Here is an 18,603-nt window from a genome sequence, read left to right as displayed (position 1 = left end):
AGACTCCGCGAAGTCCTCGGCGCAGGACGTGCGGGGCAGCTGACACGTGGTGCGCCAGGGCGGGCCTGCGGTATCGGCTGCGGACCCGCCCTGGTCATCGATGGCTCGTGAAGGTTGCTTCAGTCACCGTTGCCTATCACCGCACAACGACTGCATCGCATCCACGAGCCCCCTGCACACGAGCGTCATATGCTTCGGTGCCGCTGTCGGTCAGGGTCAGATTCCGCAGCGGTGCCGACGGGACCGGATGATCCACTCAGTTCCGGGTTCAGCACCGGAGTGCCCAGATCCGGGTCCACCGTGCGCATGGCGTGAGTAGAGATCTTCGTCCTCTGCGGTTCAAGGCCGCTCCTGTCGAACATCGCCACGCGATCACTCATCAACGAGAGCTCTCAGTAGTACACCGCGAGCGGCCCGCGCGGACCCTCGATCACGGTGACCTCAGTATCGAAGACTCGGGTCAGCACCGCATCCTGCATGATCTCCGCAGGGGTTCCGTGCTCGACCACTACGCCATCCTTCATCGCCAGGATCCTGTCCGAGTAGCGGGCGGCGAAGTTGATGTCGTGCAGCACGATCACCACGGTCCGGCCCAGCTCGTCGGCGGCGCGGCGCAGCTGCTGCATCATCTGCACCGCATGCTGCATGTCCAGGTTGTTCAGCGGCTCATCGAGCAGCACATAGTCGGTGTGCTGGGCCAGCACCATGGCCACGTAGGCCCGCTGCCGCTGACCACCCGAGAGCTGATCCAGGTAGCGGCCCTCCAGTGCGGTGAGGTCCAGGAAGTCGATGGCCTCGGAGATGTGCCGCTCGTCCTGAAGGGTGAGCCGGCCCCGGGAGTGTGGGAACCGGCCGAAGCCCACCAGCTGGCGCACCGTGAGCCGGGTGACGAAGTGGTTCTCCTGGCGCAGGATGGAGAGGATCTTGGCGATGGTCTTCGAGGGCGAGCTCACGACGTCGTGCCCGGCCACCTCGATCCGCCCGGCGTCCACATCGAGCAGCCGCCCGATCATGGTCAGGATGGTGGACTTTCCGGCACCGTTGGGGCCCACCAGGGCGGTGATGCCGCCGGCGGCGATGTCCACGCTGACCGGGCCGATGGCCACGGTGTCGCTGGCCCCTTCTGTGCCGTAGTTCTTGGCGACCTCGGTAAGGCTGATCACAGGCGACCCTTTCGCATCAGGACTATCAGGAAGACGACGCCGCCGATGAGCTCGATGATCAGGGTCACCGCGCCCTGGGCGTAGAAGATGTTGCGCATGATGAAGTACGCCCCGGTCAGGACGGCGTACCCGATGAGTATGGCCATCGGGAACAGCATCCGGTGGGAGTAGGTGTCGGCGAACTGGTATGCCAGGGTCGCAACCAGGAAGCCCAGGAACGTCATCGGGCCGACCAGGGAGGTGCTCATCGCCATCAGCACCGAGACCAGCGCCAGGATGATCAGCACTTCGCGCCTGTGGTGGACCCCGAGGTTGTCCGCTGTGTCACGTCCCAGCGCGACCACGTTGAGCCGTCGCGCCCGCCACCACAGCACCCCTGCGGCCGCCAGCGCGATCGGGATCGCGTAGGGCAGGTACTCCCCGCGGGCATTGCCGATATTGCCGAAGAGCCGCGCGGTGAGCACGTCGAACTCACTGGGGGTCAGCACCCGCTGCATGAAGGTCGACAGCGAGCCCAGTCCCCCGCCGATCACCACGCCCACCAGCAGCATGATGTGGATGTTGGAGAACTTCCCGCTGAGCAGCCAGGAGTAGAGGATCGTCGCGAAGAGCACCATCGCCCCGGCCTGCATCAGGAACTGCGGCAGCCCGGTGACCAGGGTGACCCCGGCGATGCCGAAGAAGAACACCGCACCGGTCTGGATCGCCACATACAGCGATTCGAATCCCATGATCGAGGGCGTGAGGATCCGGTTGTTGGTCGCGGTCTGGAAGGACACCGTGGCCATCGCCTGGCAGAAGACGACGACGCCGATGACCAGCACGGTCTCCGCGCGCATCTTTGCGATCAGCCAGTACCCGTCGGAGCCCACGGGCATCGGGTTCTCGTAGCTGAGGATCCCCGCGGTGAAGAGCACCGAGAGACCGGCGAGCAGCGCCATGATGCCCCAGTAGCGCAGGCCGTGGCGCCTGGTGGTAATCGCCCCGGAGCGCCGACCGTCCCGATGTGGCGACCTGACTCCCGGTGACCCGGCATCCCCGGCCGGGCCAGATGTGGCGCGGTGTTCGCGATCGAGCTGTGCGGTCATGCGGGAAGCCCTCCTTTCTTGCGCTGCCGCAGCAGCAGCCCGACGAACACCACCGCGCCGACCAGGCCCAGGACCAGCCCGACAGGAATCTCGAACGGTGCGCGGATGGTGCGACCGATCAGGTCACAGACGGTCACGGTCGCGATCCCGAGCAGCGCGACCCATGGCAGGTTGCTGCGCAGGTCATCGCCGCGGAAGAGCGAAACGATATTGGGCACCACGAGCCCCAGGAAGGGCAGTGTGCCGACCACCGTGGCGGTGACCCCGGTGGCCACCGCCACCATGGCGGTGCCTATGAAGAGCACGGCGGTGTAGTTCAGGCCCACGTTGGTGGCCATGTCCTTGCCGAGTCCGGCGACCGTGAACTGGTCGGCGGTGATGAACACCAGGATGGTCACCCCCAGCACCAGGAACATCAGCTCGTAGCGCCCCTCGACCACTCGGGTGAAGGAGCCCGCGAACCAGATGCCCAGGGTCTGCAGGTGGTCGGTCATCAGCGCGATGTAGGTCGTGAAGGAGCTGACCACGGCGCCCAGCATGATCCCGATGATCGGCACGATCAGGGAGGACTTCAGGGTGACCCGCTGCAGGAAGAGGAAGAAGATGACGGTGCCGATGAAGGCCATCGTCACGGCCCCGCCCATCCGAGCGAGCATCGAGGCTCCTGGGAAGAGCCAGAGCACCAGGATCAGCCCCAGTCCCGCCCACTCGGTGGTGCCGGTGGTGGTGGGCTCCACGAAGCGGTTCTGTGTGAGCAGCTGCATGATCAGTCCACACATGGCCATCGAAGCGCCGGCCAGCACCAGTGCGATGGTGCGCGGTACCCGGGTGATGCCGAACATCCAGAACCCGTCTGCGGAGAAGACGTCGTACGCTCCGGTGGTCAGCGAGAGCATCAGCAGCCCTGAGGTGATCAGCACGGCGATCAGCAGCGCGGGGGTGAGGAGTCGCTGCTTGCGAGTCTCTCGGGGGCCACGTGCGACCGGAGTCGCGAGGTCCTCGCGACTCCTCGCTGCAGAGGGGGTGTCAGGCATCGAAGGGGCTTTCCATGATGAGCTGGAGCTATGCAGTGGTCCGCATAGTCCGCCCGCTGTGGACCTGAATAGCTAATACAGGTATTTCGTGTTGGAGACGGTCCCGCGCAGGTTGTCCAGGCCTGCGCGGGACCGTCGGGCGACCATCATTCACCGACTGGCAAGAGAGTGAACTGCGGTCATTCCGCGGCTTCGAGTGCGTCTGCGAAGTCGCGGAAGAACTCGGTGTAGGCCTGGATGTCTTCGGTGAGGTAGAAGTTCTCCGGCAGGTACACGATCTGGTCGTTCTCCACGGCGGAGACGTTGGCCAGTGCGGCTGACTCCTCGACGATCTCGGCTGCGGGGCTGTACTCCTCGCCCTCGTCCAGGGAGAGGCGGGCCTCGCGGTCCAGCACGAGCAGCCAGTCTGGGTTCGCGGTGGCGATGGCCTCCACAGAGATGTCATCGCCGTGGGACTCGTTCTCCCCCTCCTGCTCCAGTGCGGGGGTGAGGTCGAAGGTGTCGAAGACCGGTCCGATAGACCGGCCCTCAGGCCCTGGCGCCACGTAGCTCATGTCACCGCCGGAGGTGAGCAGGCCCATCACCGTGGACTCGCCGTCGTAGGCGTCCTGGACCCGCGCCATCTCGGCCTCGAGCTCTTCGACGAGCTCGGTGGCGACACCCTCCTCACCGAATACCTCGCCGAGTGATTCAGTCTTCCGGATCAGCTCTTCGACCAGGTCGGCGTCCTCCTGCGGCTCGAATTCCAGAATGGTGGCCTCGGGCGCAAGACCTCCGAGGTCCTGGTAATACTGCTGGAAGCGCTGCCCGTTGATGATCAGATCAGGCTCCGCCGCAACCATGTTCTCCAGATCCGGCTCACGGTGATTGCCCAGATCCAGGATGGACTCATCCTCAGCCCAGTCATGGGTCTGGGCGTCCATCAGGCTGCGCGCGGCGGCAGTGGGCTCGACGCCGAAAGCCTCTAAAGTCCGGTAGGACCTGTTGTCGGTGACGACGACGCTCTGGGGATCGGTGGAGACCTCGTGGGTGCCGTGGTCATCCTCGATGGTGACCGTGGCAGCGTCTTCACCCTCAGCCTCACCCTCGGCGTCTTCCGTTTCAGCTGCTTCCGCTTCGGTGGCCTCGGGCTCTTCTGCCTCGGCCTGCGAGCCGCAGGCCCCCAGGGCGAAGATCGCGATGAGGCCCAGGGAGAGCGCACCCGCGGTCCGGGAGCGCGGCGTCGGCGCCGAGCTGCGCGCAATGGACTCAGGGCCTGCGGCCCCGAGCCGGGGGCGCTTGGGCGCAGTGCTCTCGGAGGCGGTGCCCTCGGGTGCGAAGTCTTCAGTGGGCATGGCCCTGCCTTTCACGGTGATTGCTCCGGGTACTCCCGGAAGAAGATTAAGACTTAGTGTCCCCTAAGCTAAATAGAAGCTACAGACTTATCTAATTGAGCGCAAATAGGGTGCCCTATATGTCGGGAAGGTGTGATTCGGTCATCAGTTCGTGATGTATTGTTCGTGGCGGGGTCTCCAGCATGCGGATTCGCCCGGATCGGCGGGCAGCTACCGGTACCGTAGGAGAAGTGTCCTCCCCCGCCGCTGATCCTCTCTCCCCAGTCCTCACCCCGGAGGGGTGGGAGCTGCTGAACTCGCTGCCGCCCTATGACGAGGAGGCGGCCTTCGGATTGAACCTTCGGCTGCGCGAGGCCGGCCACCCGCCGGATCGGGTGGCGGCGGCCCTGACGCAGTCCCGGCTTCGCGCGGCGGCGCGGAAGAAGTTCGGCGAGTTCGCCGGGCAGATGCTCTTCACCCACGAGGGCCTGCAGCAGTCGACCCGGCTGCCGGTGGCGGCGCGTCATGCCCAGCGCTTCCGCACCGCCGGTCTGGATCGGGTGATCGATCTCGGCTGCGGCCTGGGGGGAGATGCCATGGCGGCAGCCTCGCTGGGACTGGCCGTGACGGCGGTGGAGGCGGATGAGCGCATCGCCGCAGCGGCCACGATGAACCTGCACCCCTTCCCGGAGGCGGCGGTCCAGCACGGCACGGCCGAGGACTTCGCCGTGACCTTTGATCTGCTCGGCACCGGGGCTCCCCCAGGTTGGGGCCTGTGGCTGGATCCGGCACGCCGCGATCCGCATGCGGCCCAGGACTCCGCCTCGACCGGGCCTTCTCGGCTCTGGGACCCGGAGTCCTTCTCCCCTCCGCTGAGCTTCGTGACCGCCCTGGCGAGCACCGGCACCCCGATGGGGGTCAAGCTGGGTCCGGGGCTGCCGCATGAGCTGATCCCGGCCGACTGTGAGGCCGAATGGGTCTCTGTGGACGGAGATCTGGTGGAAGTGGTGCTCTGGTTCAATGCGCTGGCCCGCCCCGGGGTGCGCCGGGCCGCCACACTGCTGCCCAGCGACGGCGCCACGCCCGTGGAGCTGATCAGCGAGACCGACTTCGGATCCGGCGCGCAGCTGGAACCCGAGGGGCGAGCCGGGCTCTCCGGGGTGCTGCATGAGCCGGACCCGGCTGTGATCCGTTCCGGGCTCGTCGCCGAGCTCGCCGACTCGTTGGATGCTCACCTGCTCGATGAGCACATCGCCTATTTCTGCGCCGATGAGCCCGTGGGGGACCCCGCCTATCGGCTCTCCCGACAGTTCCGGGTGCTCCAGGTCAGGCCCTACAACGTCAAGTCGCTCAAGGCCTGGGTGGCCGATTCCGGGGTGACCAGTCTGGAGATCAAGAAGCGCGGGGTCGACGTCGTCCCGGAACAGCTCCGCCAGCAGGTCCTGCCGAAGAAGCGCACCAAGGGACCCCGGCACCGGGCCACCGTGGTGATCACCCGGCTGGGCGAGGAGCGGGTCTTCGCCGTGGTGGAGCCGCTGTAGCCGCTCAGCAGGCGGAGTGGCCGCGCGGCAGCTCGCCCACCTTCACCGGAAGCGCTCCAGGGGCCTGGGCTCCGGCGAGCACCGCGGCGAGCGCCTGGAAGGATTCCTGGGTGCGGCCGTAGAGCGCGATCTGGGTGGGGGCGTCGGCCTCGGCCAACACCTCGGGACGGTCCAGGGCCACGGCGACGTCACCACCGGCGGCGCTGGACTCCCCGACCAGGTTCACCACCGCGCCGGTTCCCACGGTGAGGCCGGCAGCCTCGGCGGCTGAGGTCAGCCGGGCGCGGTCCTGGTCGGTGCCGCCGAGGATGGTGATGCCGGCGTCGGCCAGGTCGGCCTCACACTCTCCAGCGACAAGAGTCACCGCGGATTCACTCAGCTCCGCCGCGGTCTCTTCTGCACTGCCGGACTCTGATTCCTGGTCGGCGTCTCCTTGCGCATCTTCGCCGCGCAGCTGCTCGGGCAGCTGGGCGCCGGGCCCCGCGGCGAGCTCTCCGTCGGCCAGCTCGGCCTGCCAGAGCTGAAGCGCGGCGACACGTTCGGCCGCCTCCTCGAGGCGAGAGCGGTCGAGCTCGCCCGACTCCACCGCCGTGACGATGCCGGTGTGGGCGCCGCGGAGGTCGGCGGGCATCAGCAGCAGGTCCGCGCCTGCGCTCAACGCGGTCACGGCGGCCTGGTCCCCGCCATAGCCCTGGACGATGGCGCCCATGTTCAGCGCGTCGGTGACCACCACGCCGTCGTGACCCAGCTCCCGCAGCTCGGTGTAGGCGGCGGCGGAGAGTGAAGAGGGGACGTCTGCTTCCAGCGAAGGCACCTCGATGTGGCCCATCATGATCATCGGGACACCGGCCTCGGCGGCCTCGGCGAAGGGTGCCCAGTCGCGGGCGCGCAGCTCCTCGAGGCTGGCGCCCTGGACCGGAAGTGTCTGGTGGGAATCCTCGGTCACGGAACCATGCCCGGGAAAGTGCTTGACCGAGCCCGCAAGTCCGCCCTCGGCGAGGCCGCGGATGCCCTCCATGGTCAGTTCCGCGACGGCCTCGGCGTCCGAGCCGAAGGACCGGGAGCCGATGGTCGGATCGGAGGCACCGACTGTGACGTCGCCGTTGGGCGCGAAACTGGTGGTGAACCCCAGGTCAGCCAGCTCAGCGGCGAGGAAGCGGTGTCCAGTCCGGGTGAGCGCGCCGTCGTCGTCCTGCGCGTCCACCTCCGGCTGTTCCTGTTCAGGATCGTCCTGCCCGGAATCAGCCTGCCCTGGGCCGGCCGCTCCGTAGGCCATCGGGGTGGGCCATTCGGTGAGCGGGGCGCCGACCCGGGTGACCAGGCCGCCTTCCTGGTCCACGCTGATCATCGGGGGCACCTCGCGCTCGCCGCCGGCCTCGCCCAGCGTGCTCAGCGCGGCGGCCAGCTCCTGGGTGTCGACACCTCCCTCGGCGACAGGGACGTTGGCGCCCATGATGATGGCACCGCCCAGGTGCAGCTCCTCGATCAGGGCAACCATGCCGGAGGCATCGGGGGTCGCGTACTCCCCCACCAGCACGGATCCGGCCAGCTCGCTGAGCGAGTACTCGGCCACGATCTCGGCGGCCCGCTCCTGGTGCTCCTCAGCGGGCCCGGCGAGCGCGGCCTCCTGGGCCTGCTCGGCCTCGGCGCGGCGCTGCTCCTCGGCCTCCGCCGCGGCATCCTCGGCGCTCTGCTCGCTCGGCTCCGACGGATCCCCGGAGGCATCCGGATCGGCGCCCCCGGCACAGGAGCTCAGCAGCAGGGAAGACAGCAGCACCGCCGCCACGAGGGGGCGAGGACGTGAGGAACCGGCGGAAGACATGTCAGCCAGGATATCCGCGCCGCCTGGACAGCTGGGCCGGACCTCGGACGCGAGTCCTGAGAGTCCCGACCTCCAGGGGAACTCCGGGCCGGGTATCGGGAATCGTCCAGCCGGGGCAGTATTCTGTGTGTTGATGCGGCCGCCGGCCCTGACACCCTGAGGAGCCAAGTTGGAACTACCCTTCGCGCAGTCACGACGTTCCACCCTGGGCCTCGAGTGGGAGCTGGCCCTGGTGGATCGGCAATCCGGAGATCTCCGGTCCGTGGCGGACCAGATCCTGCGGTCCTGTCACGAGGACCTGCCGGATCTGGGCCCGGAGGACGAGCACCCCTACGTGAAGCAGGAGCTGCTGACCAACACCGTGGAGCTGATCACCGATGTCTGCCCGGATGTGAACACCGGGGTGGATCAGCTGCGCGAGACCGCCAGCAACGTGATGCGCCACTGTGAGCCGCTCGACGTCGAGCTCTACTGCCAGGGCTCCCATCCCTTCGCCGCACCCACCGAGCAGGAGGTGACGGATAAAGAGCGCTACGCGGAGCTGATCCGGCGCACCCAGTGGTGGGGCCGGCAGATGGTGATCTACGGGGTACACGTGCACGTGGGCCTCGATGACGTGGCCCAGGCGATGCCGGCGGTCAACGCCCTGTGCAACTACAACGCCCATTTCCAGGCGCTGACCGCCTCCTCGCCCTACTGGTCGGGTGAGGACACCGGATACGCCTCGCAGCGGGCGCTGGTCTTCCAGCAGCTGCCCACCGCCGGTGCGTCCTTCCAGTTCGAGGAATGGTCCGGCTATGAGCGGGCCGTCAGCGACCTGGAGCACACCGGCGTGATCAAAGATGTCACCGAGGTGCGCTGGGACGTGCGTGCCGTGCCGCGGCTGGGCACCGTGGAGCTGCGGGTCTGTGACGGTCTCGCCACGCTCGAAGAGATCGCCGGGGTCGCGGCGCTCACCCAGTGCATCGTGCACTCCACGGTCAAGGACCTGGAGAACGGCGGCAAGGTGGTCTCGATGCCGCCATGGTTCGTGCAGGAGAACAAATGGCGCGCCGCGCGCTACGGCCTGGACGCCGAGATCATCCTCAACGCCGAAGGTGACGAGATGCTGGTCACCGATCACCTTCAGCAGGAGCTGAACCGGCTGGAACCGGTGGCCAAGGAGCTCGGCTGCGCCGATGAGCTCGCCCTGGTCGAGCAGATGATGCGCGAAGGCGCCGGCTATATCCGTCAGCGCCAGGTCGCGGAGACCCACCAGGGGGATCTGCGGCAGGTGGTGCTCGACGCGGCCGCCAGGACCCGGATGTCGATCAACGGTCCGCGGCGGGTCTGATCAGACGCTGATCTGCTGCACCGGCTGGGAGGAATCGGCCGGGATCTGCAGCGAGGAGGGCGTGACTCCGGCGGCGACGAGCTGCGCGCCCAGGGCAGCGACCATGGCACCGTTGTCGGTGCACAGGCTCACCGGCGGGATCCGAAGCTCGAGGCCGGCGGCGGCGCAACGCTGCGCCAGCAGCTCGCGCAGCCGCTGGTTCGCCGCGACTCCCCCGCCCAGCATCAGCGTGGTGATGCCGTGTTCCAGGCTGGCGCGCACCGCCTTGGCGGTGATCACATCCACCACCGCCTCCTGGAAGCTGGCGGCGATGTCTGCCACCGGGACCGGCCGGCCGGAGGCCTCGAACTGCTCCACAGCGCGCGCCACCGCGGTCTTGAGCCCGGAGAAGGACCAGTTGTGCCGATGCTTCCCCGGGTTCTGCGCGGAGCCTTCGAACTTCGGCATGGTCAGGCCGCGCGGGAAGCGGAAGGCGTGTGGGTCCCCGGCCACCGCGGCGGCGTCGATCGCTGGCCCGCCGGGGTAGCCCAGTCCCAGCAGCCGGGCGGTCTTGTCGAAGGCCTCACCGGCAGCGTCGTCGATCGTCGAGCCCAGCAGCTCCACGTCGCTGGTCAGCGAGCCGACTCGAAGGATTTCGGTGTGGCCGCCGGAGACCAGCAGCGCCCCGGTGTTCTCCGGCAGCCTGCGCATGCCTCGCGGCCCAGCCTCGGGCTCAGCGTCGGGCTCAGCGTCGGGCTCAGCGCCGGGGTTGCCGGCGCGGTGCCCGGAGGGCTCTTGGGCAGGGCCACCGGAGGGATTCTCGTGGGGGTCCAGCAGCCCGACGCCGACGTGGGCAACCAGGTGATTGACTCCGTAGAGCGGTTTGTCCGCCGCCAGGGCGAGCCCCTTCGCGGCGGAGAGCCCGACCATCAGCGCTCCGGCGAGCCCGGGGCCGGAGGTGACGGCGATCGCGTCCACCTCGTGCAGCTCGATCCCGGCGGTCTCCAGCGCCTCACGCAGCGTCGGGAGGAAGGCCTCGAGGTGGGCGCGGGCCGCGATCTCCGGGATCACGCCGCCGAAGCGGACGTGTTCCTCCATAGAGGAGGCGACGGTGTTCGCCAGCAGTTCGGTCCCGCGGACGATCCCGATCCCGGTCTCGTCGCAGGAGGTCTCGATGCCGAGCACCAGCGGGGCGCTGCGGGCTGAGAAGGTCTCGCTCATGTGAAGGGACTCCTGAGATCTGCTGCCGAGCTGGGTGCGGTGAGGTCGATCAGCGGCTTCGCCATGATCAACGCATCTTCGCCGTCCGGGTAGTACTGCGCCCGGGTATGGATGTGGCTGAAGCCCTCACGGCGATACAGCGCCTGCGCCCCCGGGTTGTCCGAACGGACCTCGAGCAGGATCTGCTCGGCGGACTGCTCTCGGGCCGAGCTGATCAGCAGGCCCAGCAGACGGGTGCCGAGTCCGTGACCCTGGGACTCGGGGGCCACTGCCAGGGTCTGCACATCGGCCAGCGGCAGCACGCACATCATGCCGGCGTAGCCGGCGAGCCGGCCCCCGGCGTCCCGGGCCACCCAGTATCGACGGGTGGGTTCGGCCCCCGGGCCGGAGGCGGTGTGTGCCAGTTCGTCGTAGAAGAAGCTCTCCGGCCAGGCGTCCTGCGGGAAGAGCCGGTGCTCCAGCGCGAGCACCTCGTCCACGTCGAGGGCCGTCATCGGAGTGAGGCCGAAAGCCTCGGCCGCGGGGGACGGCGTGGGCGGCGGGGTCTTGGGGTCCGGTGGGGACGGCGAGGTATTGGGGTCCGGTGGGGACGGCGAGGTATTGGGGTCCGGCGGCGGGGTCGTGCCGGTCATGACGCCTGCTTCGCGCGCATCTGGGCCGGGACCTTGGCGTCGGACTCGCGCAGGTACAGCGGAAGCGGCTCGCGCAGCCCCGTCCCGGCGGCAGCAGCCGTCGGTTCCCCGCTGCGCTGCGGCTCTGGGATCTGCCCCAGCTGACGCTGGGCGAGCTGGCCCAGCTCCACCGCATCGGGCAGCCAGTGTGATTCCGCCGCCCCACGAGCAGTGAGGTCTTGCGGATACAGACTGGCACCCACCCCGACCACCGGGAGCTCGGGCAGCTCGGTGGCGGCGCTGACCCGGGGGCCCTCGAGCAGCTCGGCGAACCCGTGGGCGTCGGCACGGTAGCGGGCCCAGTAGACCTCGCGGCGGCGGGCGTCGCTGGCGACCAGGAACTCTCCCGATGCCGAGGTTCCCGACTCAGCCGGCTGGTTCACGGCGCGCTGCGCCAAGGAGTCCAGGCTGCACACTCCATAGAGCGCGACGCCCCAGACCTCGGCGAGCGACTGCGCCAGCGCGAGACCGACCCGCAGTCCGGTGAACGGGCCCGGGCCCACTCCGACGACGACGCCGCGCAGCCCGGCACCGGTCGCCTCGGCGTCGCGCATCGTGAGCGCCACCGCCTCGGCGAGCACCTCGGCATGGGTCGTCGTCTCAGCGGTGCGCCATTGGGCGCGCACCCCACCGGCGTCGAGCACGGCCACGGAGGCGCCGGCAGAGGAGTCGATCGCAAGAATCACCCCTCCATGGTAGTTCCTCACAGCTGCGGGGGCTGAACCCAGGCAGGCCCGTAGCCGCGCAGCACGGCGCGCCGTCGGGACCCCAGCAGATCGGCCTCGGTCTCGGAGAAGTCGGTGATGATCCCGGCATTCCCGGGGGAATCCTGCGGGGTGGCCTCCGCCTGCGAATCCCTGATCAACTCGAGGTCCAGCCAGGATCCCGCCGTTCCGACCAGTGCCGCCTCGACCATTCCGCGGCCCCATTCCACCACGGTCACGGAATCGGCCATGGTGGAGCTCAGATCCAGAGATTCCAGGCCCTCCGGGTCGGTGCGGTAGGCGTCCACATGCACCAGGTCGGGCCCCAGGCCCTGCGCCCGGTGGATGCGGCTGAGGATGAAGGTCGGGGAACTGATCATCCCGCTGACTCCCAGTGCGCCGCCCAGGGACTGGGTGAAGGTGGTCTTGCCCGCCCCGAGACCTCCGGTGAGCACCAGCAGCGCACCCGGCCTGAGCAGTCCGGCGAGATCTGCGGCGAACCTGGCCGTGGCCTCCAGGTCTTCCAGGACCACTTCGATGCTCCACAGCTGCCCCTCCAGGGGTGCGGCCGGGCTCTGCAGGCCGCTCATGCGGAGCCCTGCTGCGGGGTGGCGGCGGAGGGGGCCTGCTCGGAGTCCAGGACCACGCGCGGCACGCGTTCCCCGATCCGGGTGATGATCTCGTAGTTGGTCGTTCCGGCCGCGCTGCCCCAGTCCGCGGCCTCGATCCCGGAGTCTCCCCCGAAGATCACCACCTCGTCTCCGACCTGGACCGGGGTGTCAAGCTCCTCGAGGTCGACCACGAACTGGTCCATCGCCACCCGGCCCACCGACTGGTAGCGCCGGCCGTTGATCCACACCGGGGCGTGGACCGCCACCCGGGGGATCCCGTCGGCGTAGCCCAGGGGAACCAGCGCCAGGCTGGTGGGCCGGTCCACCCGGTGGGTGAGTCCATAGCTGATCCCCTGGCCGGTCGGGACCTGCTTGACGTTGGCCACGGTGGTGCGCAGCTCCATCGCCGGACGCAGTCCCAGGTCTTCTGCGGTCCGGTCGGCGAAGGGGCTGTGCCCGTAGACCCCGACTCCGACACGCACCATGTCGAAATGTGCGTCCGGGCGAGAGAAGGCGGCCGGCGTGTTCGCCACATGGCGAAGGTCCGGCACGATCCGGTGCTCCTGCGCCACCTCGAGCGCGTGGCGGTACACCTCCAGCTGGTCATCGGTCTCCCGGCGGTCAGGCTCGTCGGCCACGGCGAGATGGGTGAAGATGCCCTCCACGCTGATCAGACCGCGCTCTTGGCACTGCGCGGCGAGGCTCAGCAGCTCGGGCCACTGCTCCACGGTGCAGCCGTTGCGGCCCAGTCCGGTGTCGATCTTCAGGTGCACGCGGGCCGGCTTCTGCAGGGCCTCTGCCGCGCGGGCCACGTGGTGGATCTCCCAGCCGGAGATGCCCAGATCGATGTGTTCGGTGATGGCCGCGGCGAAGTCGGTCCCGCGGGTATGGAGCCAGGCCAGGATCGGCGCCTCGATGCCGGCTGCGCGCAGCACCAGCGCCTCGCTGACATGGGCGGTGCCCAGCCAGTCTGCTCCCCCCTCGAGCGCGGCCCGGGCCGCGGTGACCGCTCCGTGCCCGTAGCCCTCGGCCTTCACAGCTACCAGCACCTTGGCCGGATGCACGTAGGAGGCGATGGTGCGCACGTTGTGCCGGATCGCGGCGGGGTCGATCACGGCCGCGCGCTCGACGGCCTCGGGAAGACGGGGGGTGGCGCGGGGGTCGCCGATGATGCTCATGGAACCACCCTATCGAGAGCCGCGGACACAGGTGCGGCGCGGTGGCTACTCGCGCAGCGCGCCGATGAGCGCGCTGGCTCCGAAGTGTCCCCGGCCGTGGGGATCCAGACGCTGAGCGGCGGCGGCGTGGAGCCGGGCGCCCTCGGCGGCGATCCGGGAAAAGTCCAGGTCCTGCACGCTCGACGCGGTGGCCAGCAGCGCCCCGATGATCCCGGTCAGAACGTCGCCGGTGCCGGCGGTGGCCAGACCGGGGGTCGCGGAGCGCACGATCAGCGGTGCCGCGCCGTCGGGTCCTGCCACCACGGTGCTGGGTCCTTTGAGCAGGACCGTGGCGCCGAGGGTCGCGGCCAGCGCGCGGGCGGACTCCAGGGTGTCAGGCTCCCCGGCGAGCAGCCGCTGCAGGGGCTGGTCCTCCAACGCCTCGGCAATCCGGCGGGCCTCGCCCAGGTGCGGGGTCAGGATCAGCTGAGCGCCGAGTCCGCCGGAGCTGAGCAGATCGCCGCGGAGCAGCTCCAGACCGGTGGCGTCGAGCACGCAGGGCATCTGGGCCTCCACGGTGGCGCGCAGCATGGTCTCGGCCTCCACCTGGCGGGAGCGGTCGCGTCCGAGGCCCGGCCCGATCGCGGCGGCGGTGGCGCCCTCGATGGCCTTCTCGGCCCGGCCCTGACTCATCACGGCCTCGGGCCAGGACTGCAGCACCGCGGAGGAGACGCTGGGCTCGGCCTTCAGCCGGACCATCCCGACCCCGGAGGTGATGGCCGCACCCACGGTCAGCTCCGCGGCTCCGGGGAACTGCGCGGAGCCGGCCACCACCTGAAGGATTCCGCGACTGTACTTGTGGTCCCCCGGTCGCGGTCGCGGAGCGCTGAGCTCGGGACCGGTCAGCTCCCAGGCGGCGGGGCCTGGCAGCTGGTCTTGGAGCCCGATGTCCACGGTGCGGATCTCCCCGCTGAGCAGGCCTCCCTCCCCCAGCAGCAGCCCCAGCTTCGCGGCACCGAAGCTGACGGTGTGCTGGGCGGGGATCGCGTCACCGGGGCAGCGGCCCGTGTCCGCCTCGACCCCGGAGGGGATGTCGCAGGCGACGACTGTGCTGGTGCTGGCCGCGGCGCTCAGCCCTGGGACCTCCGGGAGGCTGAGCCCGCCGCGGGCGCCGGTGCCCAGGATCGCGTCGATGAGCACCGTGGTATTCGGCGGGACATCCGCACGCAGTCGTCCCCCAGCACGGAGGAAGGCTTCCAGCGCCTGCGGGTGGGCGCGCTCGGCCACCAGCACCGCCTGTGCGTCGACGCCGCGGGAACGCAGCTCGGCCAGCGCGTAGAGTCCGTCGCCGCCGTTGTTTCCGGAGCCGATCAGGCCCACGACTCGGGCGCCGTAGATCCCGTCGGCGCGGCGCAAGAGATCCAGCACCTGGCTGGCCAGGCCGTAGGCGGCCCGCCGCATCAGGGCGGGACCCTGGCCGGCCTCGAGCAGGGGCAGCTCGGCGGAGCGAACCTGGGTGCCGGAGTAGAGCGGAAGCAAGGCTGCGGTCATGATCAGCCCTCTGCGACCACCATGGCGGTGGCCACGTCGCCGTCGTGGGAGAGCGAGAGGTGCCAGCGTTTGACACCCTTGGACTCGGCCACCTGCTCCACGGTCCCTGAGACCTTGACATGCGGTGCTCCGGAGGAGTCCATGACCACCTGGCAGTCCTGCCAGTTCATGCCCGCCGGGGCGCCCAGCGCCTTGGCCACCGCCTCCTTCGCCGCGAAGCGCGCGGCGAGCGAGCGGGTGTTGAGCTCACGCTCGGCCGGGACGAAGAGTCGCTGCCGCAGAGCCGGGGTTCGGCGCAGCTGATGTTCGAACCTGGTCACCAGGACCACGTCGACGCCGATTCCGACGATCATGTGCTGCTCCTTCTTCCGCGGGATCACGCTCAGCTGCAGGGGCACCCCCGCTGTGCGGCTCGCGCCGCGCAGCGGGTCACTTCAATATCGATGGTCACTCCACGGTGACCGACTTGGCCAGGTTGCGCGGCTGGTCGACGTCGTAGCCCTTCTCGGCGGCCAGAGCACAGGCAAAGATCTGCAGCGGGACGGTGGTCAGCAGCGGCATCAGCAGCGGCTGGGTCTCCGGGACGTAGAAGACCGTCTCGGAGTAGTCCACGACGTCAGCGTCGCCGGTCTCGGCCACGGTGATCGTCTTGGCGCCGCGGGCGCGGACCTCCTGGATGTTGGAGACCACCTTGGCGTGCAGCGAGTCGCGGCCGCGCGGAGAGGGGACCACCACGAAGACCGGCTGGCCCTCGTCGATCAGCGCGATCGGACCGTGCTTGAGCTCGCCGGCGGCGAAGCCCTCGGCGTGGATGTAGGCGATCTCCTTGAGCTTGAGCGCGCCCTCCATCGCCACCGGGTAGCCGACGTGGCGTCCGAGGAAGAGCACCGAGGGGGCCTGGGCCATCTCGCGAGCGAGCTCGCGGATCTGCTCGCCGCCGTCCAGGACTTCCTGGATCTTGGCGGGGATCTTGTGCAGATCAGCCAGGATGTCCTCGATCTCGCCCTGGAAGAGCTTCCCGCGCAGCTGCGCCATGTAGAGGCCCAGCAGGTAGGAGGCGGTGATCTGGGCGAGGAAGGCCTTGGTGGAGGCCACCGCGATCTCGGGTCCGGCGTGGGTGTAGAGCACCGCGTCGGATTCACGCGGGATGGTGGATCCGTTGGTGTTGCAGATCGCCAGGGTCCGGGCGCCCTGCTCCTTGGCGTAGCGGACCGCCATCAGGGTGTCCATGGTCTCTCCGGACTGGGAGAGCGAGACGATCAGTGTGGAGTCATCGATGATCGGGTCGCGGTAGCGGAACTCGTGGCTGAGCTCCACCTCCACGGGCACGCGCACCCAGTGCTCGATGGCGTACTTCGCGACCATGCCGGCGTAGGCGGAGGTGCCGCAGGCCAGCACGATGATCTTGGAGATGCCCTTGAGCTCTTCAGGGTCGATGCGCAGTTCGTCGAGCGCCAGGCGGCCGGAGGCGTCGGTGCGGCCCAGCAGGGTGTCCTCCACGGCCTTGGGCTGGTCGTGGATCTCCTTCTCCATGAAGGTGCCGTAGCCGCCCTTCTCGGCGGCGGCGGCGTCCCAGTTCACCGAGAAGCGCTTGCCCTCCGCGGGGGTGCCGTCGAAGTTGATGATCGCGACGTCCTCGGTGGTGATGGTCACGACCTGGTCCTGCTCGAGCTCCACGGCCTCACGGGTGAAGTCGATGAAGCCGGAGACGTCGGAGCCGAGGAAGTTCTCCCCCTCGCCCAGGCCCACCACCAGCGGTGAGTTCCGGCGCGAGGCGACCACGCGGTCAGGCTGGTCGGCGTGGACCGCGAGCAGCGTGAAGGCGCCTTCGAGCTCGCTGGCGGCCAGGCGCATCGCTTCGGTCAGGTCCCCCGCAGCCGAGCCGGTGAAGTACTGACCGATCAGCTTCGCGGCCACCTCGGTGTCGGTCTGGGAGCTGAACTCCTCGCCGGTGGCGACGAGCTTGGCCTTGAGCTGGGCGAAGTTCTCGATGATGCCGTTGTGGATCACTGCGAGCTTGCCGTCGTCGGCCAGGTGCGGGTGTGCGTTCGCGTCGTTGGGCGCGCCGTGGGTGGCCCAGCGGGTGTGACCGATGCCCACCGAAGCCTCGGGCATCGGGGCCTCGTCGATCTCCGCCAGGAGGTTGGCGAGCTTGCCGGACTTCTTCCGCGTCGAGACGCTCCCGGCCGTCACGGTCGCCACGCCCGCGGAGTCGTATCCGCGGTACTCCAGACGGCGGAGGCCCTCTAGGAGCACATCAAGTGCTGAGTGCTGACTGGTCTTCTCGGGCAGGCCTATATAGCCGACGATTCCACACATGAGGGATAGCGTATCGTGTCAACGTGTCTGAACGCCCATCCGAAGATCCTCATCCGCGCGCCTCCACGGGACCGCTGCCGGCCCTGGTGGCGGGCACCGCACCCTGGGCGGGCTCCCCGTACAAGCCGGATCAGCCGAACACCTCGCACTCGCCCTTCGCGGAGCTTGACCGCCAGGCCTGGGCCCGGTTGGCCGACACCATCGAACAGCCGCTGAACCAGGACGACGTGGACCGGCTGCGCGGCATCGGTGAGCACCTCTCGCTCAACGAGGTCGAGCAGATCTACCTGCCGCTGAGTCGGCTGCTCTCGATCTATGTGGAGTCTGCGGCGCAGCTGCGCTCTGCGGCGAACGAGTTCCTCGGCGAGCAGACCCTGCGCACCCCCTTTGTCATCGGGGTGGCCGGATCGGTGGCGGTGGGCAAGTCCACCACCGCCCGCGTGCTTCAGGAGATGCTGCGCCGCTGGCCCTCGACCCCCAGGGTGGAGCTGGTGACCACCGACGGCTTCCTGTATCCCAACGCCGAGCTGCAGCGCCGCGGCCTGATGGACCGCAAGGGCTTCCCGGAGGCCTACGACCGCAGGGCGCTGCTGCGCATGGTCTCCGAGGTGAAGTCCGGCAAGCCCGAGGTGCGCGCCCCGTGGTACTCCCACCTGGTCTACGACATCGTCCCGGACCGTGAAGTGGTGATTCGCCAGCCCGATGTGCTCATCGTCGAGGGCCTCAACGTGCTCCAGCCGGCACGGGTGCGCGAGGACGGCACCACCGGTCTGGCGCTGAGCGACTTCTTCGACTTCTCGATCTATGTCGATGCCAAGCCCAAGCACATCGAGCAGTGGTACGTGGACCGGTTCATGCGCTGGCGCGACGGCGCGTTCGCCGATCCGCAGAGCTACTTCCACCAGTACTCCTTCCTCGACGACCAGCAGGCGCAGGCGCGCGCCTCCGAGATCTGGAACCGGATCAACGGTCCGAACCTGCGCGCCAACATCGCCCCGACCCGCTCCCGAGCCCGGCTGGTGATGGCCAAGGGTGAGGATCACTCGGTCTCCCGCGTCCTGCTGCGCAAGGTCTGACGCCTCGAACATGGTTCTGC

General features: G+C 69.0%; 16 protein-coding genes. 3 read left to right on the top strand and 13 right to left on the bottom strand.

Annotation, left to right across the window (positions count from 1 at the left end):
• Positions 1 to 392: 392 nt before the first annotated feature.
• The 4 genes from EV640_RS09425 to EV640_RS09410 all read right to left on the bottom strand — a co-directional run bounded on the left by EV640_RS09425 (position 393) and on the right by EV640_RS09410 (position 4,619).
• Positions 393 to 1,163, bottom strand: coding sequence for an iron ABC transporter ATP-binding protein (locus EV640_RS09425; protein ID WP_036473291.1), 771 nt, complete (start codon positions 1,161 to 1,163; stop codon positions 393 to 395).
• Positions 1,160 to 2,251 (bottom strand): iron chelate uptake ABC transporter family permease subunit, encoded by a 1,092-nt coding sequence (locus EV640_RS09420; protein WP_133726329.1) that lies wholly within the window; start codon positions 2,249 to 2,251, stop codon positions 1,160 to 1,162. The genes EV640_RS09425 and EV640_RS09420 overlap by 4 nt, the downstream gene beginning before the upstream one ends.
• Positions 2,248 to 3,285 carry an ABC transporter permease gene (locus EV640_RS09415; RefSeq protein WP_133726328.1) on the bottom strand — a complete coding sequence of 346 codons (1,038 nt, stop codon included), beginning with the start codon at positions 3,283 to 3,285 and terminating at the stop codon, positions 2,248 to 2,250. Before EV640_RS09415 ends, EV640_RS09420 begins: the two co-directional genes overlap by 4 nt.
• 179 nt (positions 3,286 to 3,464) lie before the next feature.
• The gene (locus tag EV640_RS09410; RefSeq protein WP_133726327.1) at positions 3,465 to 4,619 is read right to left on the bottom strand and encodes a siderophore ABC transporter substrate-binding protein; all 1,155 of its coding nucleotides are present in this window, start codon (positions 4,617 to 4,619) and stop codon (positions 3,465 to 3,467) included.
• Positions 4,620 to 4,849: 230 nt separating this feature from the next.
• Between EV640_RS09410 and EV640_RS09405 the strand changes: the two genes are divergently transcribed.
• A complete protein-coding gene (locus tag EV640_RS09405; protein WP_133726326.1) occupies positions 4,850 to 6,139 on the top strand; it encodes a THUMP-like domain-containing protein in 1,290 nt (429 codons plus the stop codon).
• A 4-nt stretch (positions 6,140 to 6,143) separates the two neighbouring features.
• Here EV640_RS09405 and EV640_RS09400 read toward each other — a convergent pair whose 3' ends face one another.
• Positions 6,144 to 7,961 carry a glycoside hydrolase family 3 N-terminal domain-containing protein gene (locus EV640_RS09400; protein ID WP_243832286.1) on the bottom strand — a complete coding sequence of 606 codons (1,818 nt, stop codon included), beginning with the start codon at positions 7,959 to 7,961 and terminating at the stop codon, positions 6,144 to 6,146.
• A 169-nt stretch (positions 7,962 to 8,130) separates the two neighbouring features.
• On the opposite strand from EV640_RS09400, the gene EV640_RS09395 reads away from it, so the two are divergent.
• A complete protein-coding gene (locus EV640_RS09395; RefSeq protein WP_036473285.1) occupies positions 8,131 to 9,294 on the top strand; it encodes a glutamate--cysteine ligase in 1,164 nt (387 codons plus the stop codon).
• Here the strand turns inward: EV640_RS09395 and EV640_RS09390 are convergent, their stop codons facing one another.
• From EV640_RS09390 to glmS, 8 genes are all read right to left on the bottom strand, one after another.
• Positions 9,295 to 10,494 carry a tRNA (adenosine(37)-N6)-threonylcarbamoyltransferase complex transferase subunit TsaD gene (locus EV640_RS09390; protein ID WP_133726325.1) on the bottom strand — a complete coding sequence of 400 codons (1,200 nt, stop codon included), beginning with the start codon at positions 10,492 to 10,494 and terminating at the stop codon, positions 9,295 to 9,297.
• The gene (gene rimI, locus EV640_RS09385; protein ID WP_243832285.1) at positions 10,491 to 11,126 is read right to left on the bottom strand and encodes a ribosomal protein S18-alanine N-acetyltransferase; all 636 of its coding nucleotides are present in this window, start codon (positions 11,124 to 11,126) and stop codon (positions 10,491 to 10,493) included. The genes EV640_RS09390 and rimI overlap by 4 nt, the downstream gene beginning before the upstream one ends.
• Complete coding sequence (gene tsaB, locus EV640_RS09375) at positions 11,123 to 11,851, bottom strand: tRNA (adenosine(37)-N6)-threonylcarbamoyltransferase complex dimerization subunit type 1 TsaB (RefSeq protein WP_036473283.1); 729 nt, start codon at positions 11,849 to 11,851, stop codon at positions 11,123 to 11,125. The genes rimI and tsaB overlap by 4 nt, the downstream gene beginning before the upstream one ends.
• 17 nt (positions 11,852 to 11,868) lie before the next feature.
• Positions 11,869 to 12,459: a tRNA (adenosine(37)-N6)-threonylcarbamoyltransferase complex ATPase subunit type 1 TsaE gene (gene tsaE / locus EV640_RS09370; protein ID WP_133726324.1), complete on the bottom strand. Its 591-nt coding sequence runs from the start codon at positions 12,457 to 12,459 to the stop codon at positions 11,869 to 11,871.
• Positions 12,456 to 13,658, bottom strand: coding sequence for an alanine racemase (alr, locus tag EV640_RS09365; RefSeq protein ID WP_036473281.1), 1,203 nt, complete (start codon positions 13,656 to 13,658; stop codon positions 12,456 to 12,458). Before alr ends, tsaE begins: the two co-directional genes overlap by 4 nt.
• 45 nt (positions 13,659 to 13,703) lie before the next feature.
• A complete protein-coding gene (locus EV640_RS09360; protein WP_051500777.1) occupies positions 13,704 to 15,188 on the bottom strand; it encodes an NAD(P)H-hydrate dehydratase in 1,485 nt (494 codons plus the stop codon).
• 2 nt (positions 15,189 to 15,190) lie between these two features.
• Entirely contained in the window at positions 15,191 to 15,541 is a 351-nt protein-coding gene (locus EV640_RS09355; protein WP_036473539.1) for a holo-ACP synthase, read from the bottom strand.
• A gap of 94 nt (positions 15,542 to 15,635) precedes the next feature.
• Positions 15,636 to 17,507, bottom strand: a complete 1,872-nt coding sequence (gene glmS, locus EV640_RS09350) for a glutamine--fructose-6-phosphate transaminase (isomerizing) (RefSeq protein WP_133726323.1) — start codon at positions 17,505 to 17,507, stop codon at positions 15,636 to 15,638.
• Positions 17,508 to 17,593: 86 nt separating this feature from the next.
• Here glmS and coaA point away from each other — a divergent pair, with 86 nt between their 5' ends.
• Complete coding sequence (gene coaA, locus EV640_RS09345) at positions 17,594 to 18,583, top strand: type I pantothenate kinase (RefSeq protein ID WP_051500804.1); 990 nt, start codon at positions 17,594 to 17,596, stop codon at positions 18,581 to 18,583.
• Positions 18,584 to 18,603 lie beyond the last annotated feature (20 nt).

It is taken from the genome of Nesterenkonia aurantiaca (assembly GCF_004364585.1).
Taxonomy (GTDB): domain Bacteria; phylum Actinomycetota; class Actinomycetes; order Actinomycetales; family Micrococcaceae; genus Nesterenkonia; species Nesterenkonia aurantiaca.
The sequence above is the reverse complement of the archived record's forward strand: the minus strand, read 5'-3'. Positions and strand labels throughout refer to the sequence as shown.

Bases quoted from the DNA above. Each gene is read 5' to 3' on its own strand.
- EV640_RS09420 (WP_133726329.1), bottom strand. From the start codon at position 2,251: ATGACCGCACAGCTCGATCGCGAACACCGCGCCACATCTGGCCCGGCC.
- EV640_RS09415 (WP_133726328.1), bottom strand. From the start codon at position 3,285: ATGCCTGACACCCCCTCTGCAGCGAGGAGTCGCGAGGACCTCGCGACT.
- EV640_RS09410 (WP_133726327.1), bottom strand. From the start codon at position 4,619: ATGCCCACTGAAGACTTCGCACCCGAGGGCACCGCCTCCGAGAGCACT.
- EV640_RS09400 (WP_243832286.1), bottom strand. From the start codon at position 7,961: ATGTCTTCCGCCGGTTCCTCACGTCCTCGCCCCCTCGTGGCGGCGGTG.
- EV640_RS09390 (WP_133726325.1), bottom strand. From the start codon at position 10,494: ATGAGCGAGACCTTCTCAGCCCGCAGCGCCCCGCTGGTGCTCGGCATC.
- rimI (WP_243832285.1), bottom strand. From the start codon at position 11,126: ATGACCGGCACGACCCCGCCGCCGGACCCCAATACCTCGCCGTCCCCA.
- tsaE (WP_133726324.1), bottom strand. From the start codon at position 12,459: ATGAGCGGCCTGCAGAGCCCGGCCGCACCCCTGGAGGGGCAGCTGTGG.
- alr (WP_036473281.1), bottom strand. From the start codon at position 13,658: ATGAGCATCATCGGCGACCCCCGCGCCACCCCCCGTCTTCCCGAGGCC.
- EV640_RS09360 (WP_051500777.1), bottom strand. From the start codon at position 15,188: ATGACCGCAGCCTTGCTTCCGCTCTACTCCGGCACCCAGGTTCGCTCC.
- EV640_RS09355 (WP_036473539.1), bottom strand. From the start codon at position 15,541: ATGATCGTCGGAATCGGCGTCGACGTGGTCCTGGTGACCAGGTTCGAA.
- glmS (WP_133726323.1), bottom strand. From the start codon at position 17,507: ATGTGTGGAATCGTCGGCTATATAGGCCTGCCCGAGAAGACCAGTCAG.